Raw genomic sequence first — 14836 nt, forward strand, 5'->3', positions numbered from 1 at the left:
ACAAATAATGATAATGATTATCATTATTGATGTAAAAAATAATACACTTACTAAACTAATTGGTCAAGTGTACTTTTCATCAAAATATTATTCATTGATAATGTTTTTCATTTAATATTCTTACACCGAAATGATAATCTTTCTCAATAAACTTGTCAACCTATTTTTATTTTTCAGATAAAATATTTTAATACTTCTTAATAAAATCACATTTAAACGCATTAAAAGTACTTACTTTATAAATAGAATTCAAAACCCTCTTTTTAATATTGCAGACGATAAACTGTAGATATCTTTATTTACAATGCTTTTTCAAAAATTCGAGTATATATTTTCTCAATATTTTTCTGAAAATATATCTTGCAAATACAAATGAATGTCTTCCTTATAATTTAAGATTTAATAAATGTTTCGAATATGATGTATCAATTCATTATATTCCAATATAATCCAAACGGATATTCTACTCTTTTTTTTCTCAAGAAGCTGCCAAAGGTTAAATAGTCTCGTTAACATAATTCAAAAAAGCACCCTATTTAACAGGATGCTTTTTCATAATCATAGTGTTATAGAAGATTTATATACTTATGCTACGCTGTGATACTCTTCTTCTTGTTCTATTTTCTGCTTAGGTGCTTGAATTAAAATTGCGATAATAAATGACACGACACATAATACGCCGATCACCATAAAGGTTGGTTTGAATCCACCTAGAAGTGCACCGATAAAGGAACCTGCAAGTGCTCCAAATCCAAATCCTTGATACACAATTCCGTAGTTCTTACTATGGTTTTTCATACCGAAGAAATCACCAACAATAGCTGGGAAAATAGTGATATTTCCACCAAAGCAAAACGCTACACTTGCTACACATACGAAGTAGATACCATAATTTAAATCTACGAAACTTAAAACCAAGACTGAAGTCGCCATAACAACAAAAGTACCAGTAACGATTTTTAAACGGCCGATTTTATCTGATAACGGTCCTAGAATAATACGACCTAATGTATTGAAGATTGCAACCATAGCCACCGCATTAGCTGCTGTCGCTGCGCTAAGCCCTACAAGTTGAACACCAATGTCTTTTACCATACCAATTAAGTATAAGCCACTCATACATGATGTAAATAACATAATAAATAATAAATATACTTGTTTTGTGCCTAACATTTCTTTCGTTGTATATTCTTGAGTTTTTGTTTCATGAACTGCTCCTTGATCTGCAGCTTGATGGATTAAACAAGCGCCAATTACAATCATAGCTGTAACAATTAAACCCCAGTATATAAATGCTTGCGATACACCAACTGATTCAATCAACTGTGCGTTTACGTATTTGAAGATTAAGCTACCCGAACCATATGCAGAGACAGAAATACCAGCAATTAAACCTTTACGCTCTGGAAACCACTTGATTAAATTTGATAGTGAAGTGATATATGCTGTACCATCTGCATACCCTACAACAACTCCTGCTAGTACATAAAGCAATAGTAATGAGGAAGCTTGTGAACTAAGAATTAATCCTAGTCCTAATGCTAGTCCAGCTATCATAATAAGTTTACGAAGTCCCCATTTTTCTTGTAATTTACTCGCAAATAAAGTTGAAAATGCTAAGGAAAGACTAGTAATTGAGAAAGTTATAGCAACTGCATTAAGACTCCAACCGTATTTACTAACTAAAGGCTGATTGAATAAACTCCATGTATATATCGTTCCAAGCCCCATTTGTACTATAACTGTGCCAAGGACAACAAGCCATGGATTAACATTTGATTTTTTCATACCTTTCCGCCTCCTCTTTCTATTTCAATGCTATTCGCTAAATTTTCTTTTTTTATGTTCATATTGACCACCTCTTTTGATTTAACACCTTCATTGTATAAGATGTTCCCGCTTATGTAAGCACTTACAAGGCAGAGCGTCAAAAACATGGAATCAGTTACAGAAAACGAAGGACGAAATACAAAAAGCTACTTATTAAATACATAAGTAGCTATTATAATGTTTTGCATCAATAGGACTTACAACTGTTTTATCATCTTCTTTTATAAAAATTATGTCTCATTCTATAGAATTTATAAATTGAGATATTTTAATTTTTTAGATACAAACAGAAAAATTTTTTGATAAATAAAACTAAATATTCACTAATATACCTATACGTGGTTTAATATATATAATAAAAAAACATTTCTATCTTTAATGAGGAGGTACTATGAAAGCAAACGTAGGGGATACTATACTTTTTCAACGAAATAATTTAAAGATTACGGGATCTGTACTAAAACTTTATACTGAATCGGTCTTAGTTGAAATTACAAATGTAAGCGGTGGTACTTTTGAATTTGATCGAACAATTGTAAATCATAAAAACTATAAAATTATGAATACGAATACATAAAGTTAAGTTTTAATCAGTCGCACCAACCGGGCGTTTACGGAATGCTCATGCGGAATAACACAACAAAAATAGCCCCTGCTCACCAGCAGCGGCTATTTTATATGAAAATACTTCATTAGTTTATATATCCTAAAACACTTACAATCTTACTCGCTTTTAAATTATTAATATGATAATAAATTTCTAAACCTCTTCTCTCAGCTCGTAACACTTTACCTTTCATTTTTGATAAATGTTGCGAAACAGTCGATTGTGGAATGTTTAGTAATTCTGTTAATTGTGTTACATTACAAGTTTTTCTCGTACTTAATTCATTTACAATTTGTAATCGAATTGGGTGCGCCATAATTTTTAAAATATCTACATCTTCTTCTGAAACTAAACTTTTTCTCATTTCACTCGTATATGTTGTCATAAGACATTCCCCTTTTATATGAATTCCTCTTATTTAGATCTATTTCCAAAATATTTAAAACTCCGATGTGAAACCTTTATATAAAAATAATAGAATTTTAAATTTTTAAAAACAGAACGAAATACAATTCACTTTATTTATTTGGTACATATACATAATACAATGTTAATATGTGCTCTATGTGAAGTTAGCATATATTTATAATGAAGATTTTTCAAACAATTCACATCTAACTATATACTTCCTCATAACACTATCCAGTGATTTTAACATATTTTAGGCGTTTGTATATACTATCTACAAAATAAATGTTGTTTAGGGGGATTTCAAATGCCAACAATGTTACAAGAAGAAGTTGAAGAAGCGCGCGAAACATATGTCAGTCGTATCATATTGGTCGGTGGATCAGCTTTATTTTTAGTAGGTGGTGTTATATCGGCCATTTCAGCCTTTAAAACTTATAATCGCTTGGAAAATACACCGCCTTCTACAGATAACTCATAGGTGAATTATCTAATTGCGAATAACAAATAAATGCCGCCTCTATAAAGAGGTGGCATTTATTTTACCTTAGGTTCTATACTAAAAAATCGCAAACAATGCTTTAAGTATGAATGACAATGGAACTTACTTCACCACAAACCGCGTCTGACTACACCCATCCTTCTGCTTCGTTACTTCTAATACAGCTGGCATTGCGTTTTTCAGCTCTTGAACGTGTGAAATGACACCGATAAAGCGGCCTGATTTTTGTAAGTCTATTAAGGCATCTACGGCTTTCGTTAATGATTCTTCATCTAATGAACCGAATCCTTCATCGATAAACATCGTTTCAATCGAAATACCGCCTTCATATGCTTGAATGACGTCTGCCATTCCAAGCGCTAAGCAAAGTGAGGCATTAAATTTCTCACCGCCAGATAATGTTTTTACATCGCGTGTTTGGCCAGTATATGCGTCGTATACATCTAATCCTAATCCACTTTGACGATTTCTCTTTTCTACTCGTTCACTTCGTTTTAAATAAAATTGTCCATTTGATAATTTACGTAATCGTTCGTTTGCAATTTGAACAATTTGTTCTAAATACTCAATTAGGATGTAACGTTCAAATGATATACGGCTTTCGTTATCACCTTTCATTACTTCATATAAGTCAACAAGTTCTTGGAAAGCTTTTTCTTCCTCATGAATTTGCTCATCAATACGTCTAATATTTTCATGTAAATCAGAAATATATGTTACAGCGTTTTGCGCACGTTGACGTTTTTCTTTAATGATATCGAGATTAATTTGTAATTCTGTTATGTGTTCACCTAACGCTGTAATATCCATATACTCTTTATCTTTTAATTCAGCATGTAACTCTTCAATTTGTTTTGCAAGTACTTCAAGAGATGAATAATAACTTTGAATTTCTTTTTGTAACATCTCCATCTCAGCATCATTTAATTTTGCTTCTTTATACGTGATTTGATCTGTAAATCCGCTTTGTTCAAGTTCTTTCATAAAGCGCGCAAAAGTATCTTCTTTCTTCAATTTTGCACTTTCAAATTGATTAAAAGCACCTTCCTGTTCTGCTTGAATACGTATATTTTCGTTTTGCCAATGTTGATACGCTTCCTGCACTTTCTTCCATTCGTCCTCCATTAATCTAAGTTCATGCATAGCTTGGTCAAATTGAACTTTCCAAGCTTGGACTGTTTGTAAGTTTTCAGGAATGTTTTTCTTATCATGTTCATATGACGTACGAAGCTGCATACACTCCATTTCTGTACGGTGCTGCTCTGTTTCTACCTCACGCTTCTTTTTCTGCAGTGCATCTACTTTTTCTTCTATGCTTTTTATTTTCACAGCTGTTTGCTTACGCGTTTCTTCACTTGCTTTTAACGTATTCACTTCAGTTGCTAATTGTTTTCCCTTTTGAACAAGCGCACTGTATGTTTCAACTAATTCTTCAGAGTGATAGCCTCGCTTCTTAACTTCTTCTATTACCTGTTCATATTGAAGATGATAGAAATTCCATTTCTCCTCTAATTGAACATGTAATTTTTCAGCAATATTCTTCTTGTCTCTTAAATCATTTAACTCTTTTTCATCAATCGCATCACTTTGCTCTGTAGCTTTTTTCGGATGGTTCGTGCTGCCACATACTGGACAAGATTCACCATCATGTAGATGAAGAGCTAATATACCAGCTTGTTCACTTAACCAGCGACGTTCCATACTTTCATATGCATTAACTGCCAATTGCATCTTATTATATGCTGCTTCTTTTTCTTGCTCGAATTTTTGTTTTTCTTGCCATACATCATATGCTTGCTTTAAAACTTTTGCATCTTCTCGCATATTCGTTAGTTCTTCTACTTTATCTACATATTGCTCAAGTGCTCGCTCTAATTGCTGTAATTCACCTGACATTAACTGTTTTTGGTTTGTATGCTCATCTAATTGTCGATCTAAGTTTTGCATACTTTCTTTTAATTTTCCTATTTGAATTTCTGCATTTTGTAAATTCAACTGTTTCTCAGCTAATGATGCAATAATCGGTTGTAACTCTTCTAATCTTTGAACAAGTTTTTTTGCATTTTCTCTCTCAGGTTCTTTATTCTTTACTGCTTCATATTTCTCCTGAGCAAGTTCAAAGTTATTCGTTATATTTTCTTTTTTGGCGATAATTTGTTTTAACAAACTTTCAGCTTTTTGCTCATTTTGCATTGCTTCTTCGTACCATTGTTCAAATGGTAATAAGCGCTTCGCTTGTTCCGCTCGTTTAAAAGATGTTTCTTTCATTTCAATAACTGTACGATTTTCTTGTAAAGTATTATATTTCTCATTCTTTTGTTGTAAATCTATAAATTTCTCATTTACAGACTTCGCTGCGTGAAAACGTGTTTCAGCATCCTTTAATTGCTTCGTTTGAACATCTTGTTCTACTTGTAATTGCTCAACCTCTGCCTTATACACAGCTGTTTCTTGTTCTAATGCTTCTACTACTTGATGCGTATTTACATGCTCTTGTTCCACTAATGTCTCTAATAATGCTCCATCTCGGATTGGTAATTTAAAAACATTACGAAAATATAGCTCTCGCTCTTTCTGTTTTTCTTGTAAGACGTCTTTCCATTGTTTTCGTTTTTGATCAAGTAACTCACGCATTAACTTATAACGATCTGTTTTAAAAATACGACGCAAAATTTCTTCTTTGTTTTCTGTCTCAGATGTTAATAGTTTTCGGAATTCCCCTTGTGGTAACATAACAATTTGGCTAAATTGATGTTTACTTAAACCAATTAAATCTTCTACTTTTTTATTTACATCCGTTACATGGAAACGATCAACAGCTGGAACCTTCTCTTCATCATTCACTTCATATAATTCTACAGCATGTCCCGTAATCGTCTTATTCCCTTGTTTTTTATGCCCAAGTTGTCGTTTTATTTCATAACGTTTCCCTTTTAACTGAAAGGTTAGTTCTACACTTGTATACGTATTATCATCAGCAAATTGACTGCGAAGCATGCTCGTGTCACTACGTTCTTCTCCGCTTGCCTCACCATATAACACATAACAAATCGCATCAAAAATCGTTGTCTTTCCAGCTCCAGTATTTCCAGAAATGGCGAAAATACGATGCTCTCCAAGATCATCAAAATCGATTACTTCTTTCTGTTTATACGGCCCAAATGCTGTCATTATTAGCTGAATCGGTCTCATCCTCGTTCACCTTCCCGTTCTTGCACTGCTTGTAATACTTCTACAAATAGACGTTCTTTCTCTTCTGATAAATCTAAGCCTTTCATCTCTTTATAAAAAGCTTTTAATAGTGATAAATCATCCGTTTTATGTCTTGAAACAGTTACTTCATTTGACTCCGTGAACTCTCGTCTTTGAATGGATCTTTCAACATGCATTGCATTTGGATATACAGAGCGTATTTTTTCCATTGGCTGCAAGACAGGATTTTCATCTAATAATTTTACAAACACGTAATCTTCACTTACTGGATGGTGTAATAATTCATCTATTTTCGCTTCTACTGTTCGCATTTTACGGCGTGGTGTAAGTAACCTTTTTTCAATTGTTACTTCTCCTTGCTCGTCCAGTTCTACAATATAATATCCTTTTTTATGTTTTTCTTCAGAAATAGAATAGGCAAGTGGTGAACCTGAATATCGAATTGTCTCATTACGTACGAAATGCGCTTGATGTAAATGTCCAAGCGCTGTGTAATGAAACTTATCAAAATAATGACTATTTACATATTCAGCACCACCAATTGAAAGTGGTCGTTCTGCATCACTTGTATTCTCCTCCGCTTCTCCCGCAGAAGTTACAAATGCATGACCAACAAATACATGTCTAGCTTCTTTATCCATCGTTTCAGAAAGCTCATTCATAAAAATACGCATCGCATCATCATGAGAACGTACGTCTTCGTTTTTCAATACATGTCTAACTATGCTTGGATCCGCATATGGAACGAGATGGAAGTGAACCTCGCCATATTCATCATTTAATATAATGGGCTCATATGGAAATTGAAACTGTCCCACAATAAATAATCCTTGTTTCTTCATTAAACTACTACCAAAATGAATACGATCAGGACTATCATGGTTACCTGCAACCGCAATAACTGGTGTTTGTAAATCAATCACTATTTTTTGCAGCACTTCATTTAATAAGTCTACTGCTTCCGTAGGTGGAATTGCTCGGTCGTATAAATCCCCTGCAATAATTACGGCATCTGGTTTTTCTTCTTCAACAGCTTGTACAAACTGATCTAATACAATCTTTTGATCTTCAGTCATATACACGCCATGAACAAGCTTTCCTAAATGCCAATCCGCTGTATGAAATAACTTCATGGTTTCCTGCTCCTTTTAATTTACTGATTTTAGTGATACGAGTTGATAGTTTATTGTAGTTTTTCCGTTTTCCCACTCTAACTTTTGTATCATTGCACTACCAATTCTTTCTTCATTTGATTTATATAAAGGTAATATTTCTTGAACTGTAAATAAGTGATAACCATCCAATTTTAATTGAAATATGTTTTCTTCTATATGTAATCTTACTTCTTTTTCATTTGAAATAATTTTTGTGTGCATCTCAAATTTCATGATAGATACAACCCCTTTTTCTAGTCTCTCTCTACATTATTAATAGTATATTGGCTATGCAAGATTGACAAGTAAATACACGGCAAAGTACACACTTTTCTATTTCTAAATGTTTTTATTTTTACATATAATACGGTATGTGAAATTTTATTCGTTACAAAAATAAAAATGCCTACTGCGACATCTTTATTTTTGTATAAAGTCTTTCATTACATAATATAAAACTGTAATGAAAACGATTGCTACAAAAAAGGAAAATACTGCGACAATGTACCCATCCTTATTTAATAGAATGCAAAAAGAAATAGATATGATAAAAATCGGAAATACAAGCCGTACTTTATCCTTCACTTCCTCTGTCGTATCTGTATGATGAAAATACTGAGTTATCCCTATCATTAAAGAAGACAAAATAATCACCGCCAATAGTAAAGGTCCTGTCATTCCGATTTCTCCTTTCTCTATTTCTAATGAAAAGCAATTTTTCTTTCATTATACTCACTTCAAATACTCTTTTCGAAGTGAGTATATACAATTTACACATATATAATAGCGTGTTTATCATGAAAAATTCAAATAATTACAATTACAGTAATGTTGTAATATTCATTTTCAACCTCAGAAATCCTGCAAATATAACTCGTCAAAATATGCATTGGGTAAATTAACATGTATCGCCAACTTTAGACAAAGTTTATAAAGGACATTTCAGTACGTATCAAGAATTAAGAATAAGAAGATATGTAAGGGAGGATGAATCATGACTGAACACGTTTTATTTTCTGTTAGTGAAAACGGCGTTGCATCAATTACTTTAAACCGTCCAAAAGCACTTAATTCTTTATCTTATGACATGTTACAACCAATTGGGCAAAAACTGAAAGAGTGGGAACATGATGAACGTATTGCGCTTATCGTATTAAAAGGAGCTGGTACAAAAGGTTTTTGTGCAGGCGGTGATATTAAAACACTTTATGAAGCACGTTCAAATGAAGTTGCATTGCAGCATGCGGAACGTTTTTTTGAAGAAGAGTATGAAATTGATACATATATTTATCAATATAAAAAACCGATTATCGCTTGTTTAGATGGAATTGTAATGGGTGGTGGTGTCGGTCTTACAAATGGTGCGAAATATCGAATTGTAACTGAGCGTACGAAATGGGCAATGCCAGAGATGAATATCGGCTTTTTCCCAGACGTCGGTGCTGCTTATTTCTTAAATAAAGCTCCAGGGTTTGCTGGCCGATATGTTGCTTTAACAGCAGCTATTTTAAAAGCTTCTGACGTATTATTTATAAACGCTGCTGATTACTTTATGACATCTGATTCATTACCAAATTTCCTTACTGAACTGGAAAGTATAAATTGGCATAAAGAAGATGATGTACATACTAATTTAAAAGAAGTCATTGGTACATTTGCAACTACTTCAAAATTAGAAAGCGAGCTTGCTCCTTCATTAGAAGAAATCAATTCACATTTTGCTTACGATTCAATTGAAGAAATCATCCATTCATTGGAGAAAGATCAAAGCTCCTTTGCTTTAAAAACGAAAGAAACACTATTATCAAAATCCCCTATTTCACTAAAAGTAACACTAAAACAGTTTATTGATGGACACGATAAGTCCGTTGAAGAATGTTTCGCTACCGACCTTGTACTTGCTAAGAATTTCATGAGACATGAGGATTTCTTTGAAGGCGTACGATCCGTTGTCGTTGATAAAGATCAAAATCCGAATTATAAATATAAGCAGTTAAGTGATGTTTCAGAAGAAGATGTAAATCGGTTCTTTAACTTACTTAACGCATAAAGTGAAACTTTAATAAGTGGGGGTTCATCGCACGCTTATTTTTATCCCTCACCAATCGCCCGTTCATACGGGATAAAATCTAGGCTATATAGTCGTGTAATTACACGACTATATAGCCTCTTTCCTATTTAATAATTTTTAATAAAATTTAATTTTATTAAATCGAAATATGTGCTACACTATTTTTAATAAAATATTCTAAAAATTAAAAAGGAGGAGCGACTATGATTGAAAATTTTTTTCTTTTCATCATTATGTCTATTTGTCTTATTATTTTACCCGGTCCTGATACTGCAATGGCCACGAAAAACACATTAGTTGCTGGTAAGATGGGTGGAGTGAAAACAGTATTCGGTACATGTGTTGCACTTTTAATTCATACTTTAGCAGCAGTGATCGGCCTTTCCGCACTTATTGTAAAGTCAGCTCTTTTATTTTCTATTTTCAAGTACGTTGGAGCCCTATATTTAATTTATATTGGTATTAAAGCCCTTTTAGCGGTGAGAAATAAAGAAGGCGTTGATACGAACGATATATCTTTGAATCATGAAAACGAGCATACTTCTTGTTTTCGCCAAGGGTTTCTTACGAATTTATTAAACCCTAAGATTGCAGTGTTCTTTTTAACTTTTTTACCGCAATTTTTAAACCCAAACCATAATACGTTTATCCAACTTCTCGTAATGGGCCTTACTTACCTCGTTTTAACAGTTATTTGGTTCGCTTTTTATATATTTTTAATTGATAAAATTAGTGCTTTTATGAAAAAACCGAAGACGCAACGTTATATTCAAGGGTTAACAGGAATCGTCTTAATTGGTTTTGGCATTAAACTAGCTTTTGAAAAAAGTAATTAACAAGAAGAAAAACACCACATCTTTAGAGTGGTGTTTTTCATTTAACAACTGATTTGTCTATCTACTCTTTATTAAAACCAGCGCTCAGTTACAACTTTTTTACGTGTATAGAATTGAACGCCATCTGTACCATTTGTACCTAAATCACCAAAGAATGAAGCTTTGTTTCCTGCAAATGCGAAGAATGCCATTGGTGCTGGAACGTTTACGTTTACACCGATCATACCAGCATCGATGTTATCACGGAATGTTTGTGCATGTTTACCATTTGACGTATAAATAACCGCACCATTTGCAAATTTAGATTGATTTGTTAGTTTAATACCTTCTTCTAGATCTTTAACTCTTACAATGCTTAATACTGGAGCAAAAATTTCATCTTGCCAAATTTTCATCTCCTGATTTACACCATCAAAGATTGTTGCCCCTACAAAGTAACCTTCTCCAACTTCTTCCTTAATTTTGCGGCCATCTACTAATAAAGTTGCTCCATCGGCTACACCGCTATTAATATAGCCTAATACACGCTCTTTATGAGATTCACGAATTAATGGTCCAACATAATTATCTTCGTGGAAACCGTCACCTACTTTTAGCTTCTTCGTCTCTGCTACTAGTACGTCGATGAATTCATCAGCAATTTCATCAACTACTGCTACTACTGAACATGCCATGCAGCGCTCTCCACTACTCGCAAATGCAGATCCAATTACACCTTGCACCGTTTTCTCAAGGTTGCAATCTGGCATAACAATCGCATGGTTTTTCGCACCAGCTAACGCTTGTACACGTTTCCCATGTTTCGTACCTGTTTCATATACATAACGAGCTACTGGCTCAGATCCAACGAACGAAACAGCTTGAATATCTTTACTTTCTAAAATGCTATTTACAACATCTTTTCCGCCTTGTACTAAATTTAATACCCCTTTTGGAAAACCAGCTTCATAGAATAACTCTACAAGTCGCTCTGCTAAAAGTGGCGTTCTTTCAGATGTTTTTAATACGAATGTATTACCACAAGCAATTGCAAGTGGGAACATCCATAATGGAATCATCATTGGGAAGTTAAACGGTGTAATACCAGCAACAACTCCAATTGGATAGCGCCAAATCGATCCATCGATGCCGCTAGCAATATTCGGTAGAGCTTGTCCCATCATTAAATTTGGTGCTGATGTTGCAAGTTCTACTGCTTCAATACCACGCTGCACTTCACCAGTTGCATCCGTTAATGTTTTACCATTTTCTAGCGTAATGATTTTTGCAAGCTCTTCTTTGTTTTCTTGTAAGAGCTGTAAATATTTATACAATTGTCTTGAACGATTCGGAACTGGTACTTTAGACCATGTTTCGTATGCTGCTTTTGCCGCTTCAACAGCTTTTTCAACATCTTCTTTCGGAGATAATGGAACGTAAGCGATAATTTTTCCAGTCGCCGGATTTGGAACTGCTTCTACTTCTGTACCAGTAGATTCTACCCACTCACCATTAATATGATTTTTCACTCGTTTAATTTCAGTTGTAATCATTATATTCTCTCCTTTTTTTATGGTGTATATAAGTCTATTATTTTTGATTAGAAATTAATTGTTCACTAACTTTCTTATATAAAGCAGCCATATCGTTTTCACCATATCCAGCTTCACTTGCTTCTTCATATACGTTTAATAGCATTTCACTTACTGGTAAGTGAAGTTCGCTTTCTTTAGCTAAATCAACTGCAAATCCTAAATCTTTCTTTAATAAATTCACCGTAAAGCCTGGGTCGTAGTTTTCAGATGCAATAAAACTTTTGTAATTGCGCTCATAAATTCTACTTTGACCGTAACTTACATTTAAAATATCAAACATTTTATCTAAATCCATATTGTTCTTTTTCGCTAATGTTAAAGCTTCACTCACACCAGCTGTATAGAAACCAATTAATAGATTGTTAATTAATTTAACAGTCGTACCACTATCAATTTGTTCACTAACGTGGAAAATATTCGCGCCTAACACTTCCATGATAGATTCAGTTTTATCATATACCTCTTTTGATCCACCAACCATAAACGTTAATGTACGGTTTTCGGCTCCAATTACCCCACCACTAACAGGTGCTGCTAAAAAGTCTACTTTCTTTTCCTTTGCAGCTTCCTCTAACTGTTTGTTTAACTGAGGAGATACAGTACTTGTATCAATTAACACTACATTCGAGTGACTATTTTCAAATAATCCGTCTTCCCCAAAATATACAGCTTCAACAGCGCGAGGTGAAGGTAAACTTGTAAAAATCACATCGCATGTTTCTGCTAGTTTTGAGATTGATAAGCCGATAATTCCTCCTTCTTTTTCAAAGGAAGCTTCAGCCTCTTTGTTTAAGTCCACTCCATATACTGTGTAACTTGATTTAACTAAATTTTTAGACATCGGAAGACCCATGTTACCTAAACCGATAAAACCAATCTTTTTCATATCGCTTTCCTCCTATTTACACAATATACTTTCCGCGATTTATAATAGCTTTCGCAATTTCTCTCTTTTTTGTAAATACGTTCGTGTATAAAGGTACTAATAATTGACGAATTTCTGCTAAAATTACGTGTCTATCTTGTTCTTCTGTAACAGCCGCTGAAAGTATAGAAATCGCTGCATCTTCTACTTTACGGTAGCCTTCTTCACAAATAACGTCAGTTATCATTTGTTTCGTACGCTCTTTCTCTTCACCATTTTTACTAATTGCTTTACTCGTACGTAAAAATGCTGATTCCATGACGTACACGTCCGTTAACATATTTGATAATACACGTGAATATTCTTGCTCTTGGTCAATTTTTAACTCTGGAGTTTTAGAGAGCGTTTTCAAAGATTGTTTCAACAATTTTTTCGCTAATAAAATGTAACGTTGGTTTCTTTCTACATTTGCTACATCAACTTCAACTTCAGTATCTTCTATTTGTTCCATTTGCTTCATTAACATTTTAGCAACTGTTAATCTATTAATTTCATTCGTACCTTCAAAAATACGACTAATTCTTGCATCACGATATAATCGTTCTACCTCGTACTCTTGCATATAACCGTAACCACCATGAATTTGTACAGCTTCATCTACGATATAACCAAGTGTTTCAGAAGCATTTACTTTATTAAGTGCACATTCAATTGCAAATTGAGACATTTTCTTCATAAGATCCTCATCACTCTCATGAATTGCTTCATCGATGACACCTGCTGTACGATAGGCTGCACTTTCTGCACCATATGTAGCAATAATCATATTTGCAATTTTCTCTTGAATCATCGTAAAGTCTACTAATTCTGTTTGGAACTGTTTTCGTTCTTTTCCATATTGAACCGACAAACCAATGGCTTGTTTTGCTGTTCCAATATTTCCAAAAGCAAGCTTTAGTCTAGCGAAGTTTAGAATATTAAGAGCTACGTGATGCCCTTTCCCAACTTCCCCTAATACATTTTCAGCAGGGATGACAACATCTTCTAAAATAAGGGTAGCCGTTGAAGAACCTTTAATCCCCATTTTCTTTTCTTCTAGTCCAATGGATACACCTTCACATGTTCTTTCGACAATAAACGCTGTCATTCCTTTATTTGTCTTCGCAAAAACAACGTATACATCTGCCATATGAGCATTTGTAATCCACTGCTTCTCACCATTCAACTTCCAAGCAGTACCATCTTCATTTAATACTGCACTCGTTTTTGCACTTAAAGCATCAGAACCAGCATTTGGCTCAGTTAAAGCATAAGCCCCAATCCATTCTCCAGACGCAATTTTCGGCAAATATTTTTCTTTTTGTTCTTTCGTTCCGTAATATATGTAAGGCAATGTACCTACACCAGCGTGTATATTAAATGAAACGCTAAATGCACCAGCATATCCCATTTTTTCTGCTACAAGCCCTGAAACTGCCTTTCCTAACTCAAAACCACCGTACTCTTCTGGGACCTCGATACTTAATAATCCAAGTTCCCCAGCTTTCTCAAATAATTGACGAGAAACTTTATAGTTATGTTGTTCAATATTCTCCATTTGTGGAACAATTTCTTGTTTAACGAATTGTTCTGTCGTTTTTGCGATTAAATCTTCATCTCCTGAAAAATCTTCTGGCGTAAAGAAAGTATGATTCACATCTTTATTAAGTGAAAAAAATTCATCCCATGGTAACTTCGTTTTCTCCATCTGAATCCCCCTATCATTTCGGCCTAACT

Annotated in this window: 13 protein-coding genes; 4 read left to right on the forward strand and 9 right to left on the reverse strand. The window is 33.8% G+C overall.

The window, feature by feature from the left end; translation table 11 throughout:
- Nucleotides 1–585: 585 nt before the first annotated feature.
- Nucleotides 586–1788, reverse strand: a complete 1203-nt coding sequence (locus QCI44_RS16645; RefSeq protein WP_016087966.1) for an L-lactate MFS transporter — start codon at nucleotides 1786–1788, stop codon at nucleotides 586–588.
- A gap of 433 nt (nucleotides 1789–2221) precedes the next feature.
- Between QCI44_RS16645 and QCI44_RS16650 the strand changes: the two genes are divergently transcribed.
- Nucleotides 2222–2407, forward strand: a complete 186-nt coding sequence (locus QCI44_RS16650; protein WP_016087967.1) for a YkvS family protein — start codon at nucleotides 2222–2224, stop codon at nucleotides 2405–2407.
- 115 nt (nucleotides 2408–2522) lie between these two features.
- Here the strand turns inward: QCI44_RS16650 and QCI44_RS16655 are convergent, their stop codons facing one another.
- On the reverse strand, nucleotides 2523–2822 hold the full coding sequence (locus tag QCI44_RS16655) for an ArsR/SmtB family transcription factor (RefSeq protein WP_000214798.1): 300 nt from the start codon (nucleotides 2820–2822) through the stop codon (nucleotides 2523–2525).
- A gap of 330 nt (nucleotides 2823–3152) precedes the next feature.
- Between QCI44_RS16655 and QCI44_RS16660 the strand changes: the two genes are divergently transcribed.
- Nucleotides 3153–3326: a hypothetical protein gene (locus QCI44_RS16660; RefSeq protein ID WP_001142748.1), complete on the forward strand. Its 174-nt coding sequence runs from the start codon at nucleotides 3153–3155 to the stop codon at nucleotides 3324–3326.
- Nucleotides 3327–3449: 123 nt separating this feature from the next.
- On the opposite strand, the gene QCI44_RS16665 is transcribed toward QCI44_RS16660, so the two are convergent.
- The 4 genes from QCI44_RS16665 to QCI44_RS16680 form a co-directional block, all read right to left on the reverse strand.
- The gene (locus QCI44_RS16665) at nucleotides 3450–6539 is read right to left on the reverse strand and encodes an AAA family ATPase (protein ID WP_088084221.1); all 3090 of its coding nucleotides are present in this window, start codon (nucleotides 6537–6539) and stop codon (nucleotides 3450–3452) included.
- Complete coding sequence (locus tag QCI44_RS16670) at nucleotides 6536–7693, reverse strand: exonuclease SbcCD subunit D (RefSeq protein ID WP_016134428.1); 1158 nt, start codon at nucleotides 7691–7693, stop codon at nucleotides 6536–6538. Before QCI44_RS16670 ends, QCI44_RS16665 begins: the two co-directional genes overlap by 4 nt.
- A 15-nt stretch (nucleotides 7694–7708) precedes the next feature.
- The gene (locus tag QCI44_RS16675) at nucleotides 7709–7948 is read right to left on the reverse strand and encodes a DUF2584 family protein (RefSeq protein ID WP_000667347.1); all 240 of its coding nucleotides are present in this window, start codon (nucleotides 7946–7948) and stop codon (nucleotides 7709–7711) included.
- Nucleotides 7949–8134: 186 nt separating this feature from the next.
- Entirely contained in the window at nucleotides 8135–8392 is a 258-nt protein-coding gene (locus QCI44_RS16680; RefSeq protein WP_016134427.1) for a hypothetical protein, read from the reverse strand.
- 316 nt (nucleotides 8393–8708) lie between these two features.
- Between QCI44_RS16680 and QCI44_RS16685 the strand changes: the two genes are divergently transcribed.
- Nucleotides 8709–9764 (forward strand): enoyl-CoA hydratase/isomerase family protein, encoded by a 1056-nt coding sequence (locus QCI44_RS16685; protein ID WP_016134426.1) that lies wholly within the window; start codon nucleotides 8709–8711, stop codon nucleotides 9762–9764.
- Nucleotides 9765–9988: 224 nt separating this feature from the next.
- Nucleotides 9989–10621 (forward strand): LysE family translocator, encoded by a 633-nt coding sequence (locus QCI44_RS16690; RefSeq protein WP_016087973.1) that lies wholly within the window; start codon nucleotides 9989–9991, stop codon nucleotides 10619–10621.
- Nucleotides 10622–10692: 71 nt separating this feature from the next.
- Here QCI44_RS16690 and QCI44_RS16695 read toward each other — a convergent pair whose 3' ends face one another.
- Genes QCI44_RS16695 through QCI44_RS16705 form a run of 3 tightly spaced genes read right to left on the reverse strand, consistent with a single transcriptional unit; the run spans nucleotide 10693 to nucleotide 14807 of the window.
- A complete protein-coding gene (locus QCI44_RS16695) occupies nucleotides 10693–12153 on the reverse strand; it encodes a CoA-acylating methylmalonate-semialdehyde dehydrogenase (RefSeq protein ID WP_016134425.1) in 1461 nt (486 codons plus the stop codon).
- 37 nt (nucleotides 12154–12190) lie between these two features.
- Nucleotides 12191–13081 (reverse strand): NAD(P)-dependent oxidoreductase, encoded by an 891-nt coding sequence (locus QCI44_RS16700; RefSeq protein WP_088084222.1) that lies wholly within the window; start codon nucleotides 13079–13081, stop codon nucleotides 12191–12193.
- Nucleotides 13082–13097: 16 nt separating this feature from the next.
- Nucleotides 13098–14807 (reverse strand): acyl-CoA dehydrogenase family protein, encoded by a 1710-nt coding sequence (locus tag QCI44_RS16705; RefSeq protein WP_353811347.1) that lies wholly within the window; start codon nucleotides 14805–14807, stop codon nucleotides 13098–13100.
- Between the last annotated feature and the right edge of the window lie 29 nt (nucleotides 14808–14836).

Origin of the sequence: Bacillus cereus group sp. RP37 (genome assembly GCF_040459695.1) — a bacterium.
Lineage (GTDB): Bacteria > Bacillota > Bacilli > Bacillales > Bacillaceae_G > Bacillus_A.

Excerpts from the sequence above, each read along its gene's own strand:
- QCI44_RS16655 (WP_000214798.1), bottom strand. The coding sequence starts at position 2,822 with ATGACAACATATACGAGTGAAATGAGAAAAAGTTTAGTTTCAGAAGAA.
- QCI44_RS16650 (WP_016087967.1), top strand. The coding sequence starts at position 2,222 with ATGAAAGCAAACGTAGGGGATACTATACTTTTTCAACGAAATAATTTA.
- QCI44_RS16645 (WP_016087966.1), bottom strand. The coding sequence starts at position 1,788 with ATGAAAAAATCAAATGTTAATCCATGGCTTGTTGTCCTTGGCACAGTT.
- QCI44_RS16680 (WP_016134427.1), bottom strand. The coding sequence starts at position 8,392 with ATGACAGGACCTTTACTATTGGCGGTGATTATTTTGTCTTCTTTAATG.
- QCI44_RS16660 (WP_001142748.1), top strand. The coding sequence starts at position 3,153 with ATGCCAACAATGTTACAAGAAGAAGTTGAAGAAGCGCGCGAAACATAT.
- QCI44_RS16700 (WP_088084222.1), bottom strand. The coding sequence starts at position 13,081 with ATGAAAAAGATTGGTTTTATCGGTTTAGGTAACATGGGTCTTCCGATG.
- QCI44_RS16665 (WP_088084221.1), bottom strand. The coding sequence starts at position 6,539 with ATGAGACCGATTCAGCTAATAATGACAGCATTTGGGCCGTATAAACAG.
- QCI44_RS16685 (WP_016134426.1), top strand. The coding sequence starts at position 8,709 with ATGACTGAACACGTTTTATTTTCTGTTAGTGAAAACGGCGTTGCATCA.
- QCI44_RS16670 (WP_016134428.1), bottom strand. The coding sequence starts at position 7,693 with ATGAAGTTATTTCATACAGCGGATTGGCATTTAGGAAAGCTTGTTCAT.
- QCI44_RS16705 (WP_353811347.1), bottom strand. The coding sequence starts at position 14,807 with ATGGAGAAAACGAAGTTACCATGGGATGAATTTTTTTCACTTAATAAA.
- QCI44_RS16690 (WP_016087973.1), top strand. The coding sequence starts at position 9,989 with ATGATTGAAAATTTTTTTCTTTTCATCATTATGTCTATTTGTCTTATT.
- QCI44_RS16675 (WP_000667347.1), bottom strand. The coding sequence starts at position 7,948 with ATGAAATTTGAGATGCACACAAAAATTATTTCAAATGAAAAAGAAGTA.
- QCI44_RS16695 (WP_016134425.1), bottom strand. The coding sequence starts at position 12,153 with ATGATTACAACTGAAATTAAACGAGTGAAAAATCATATTAATGGTGAG.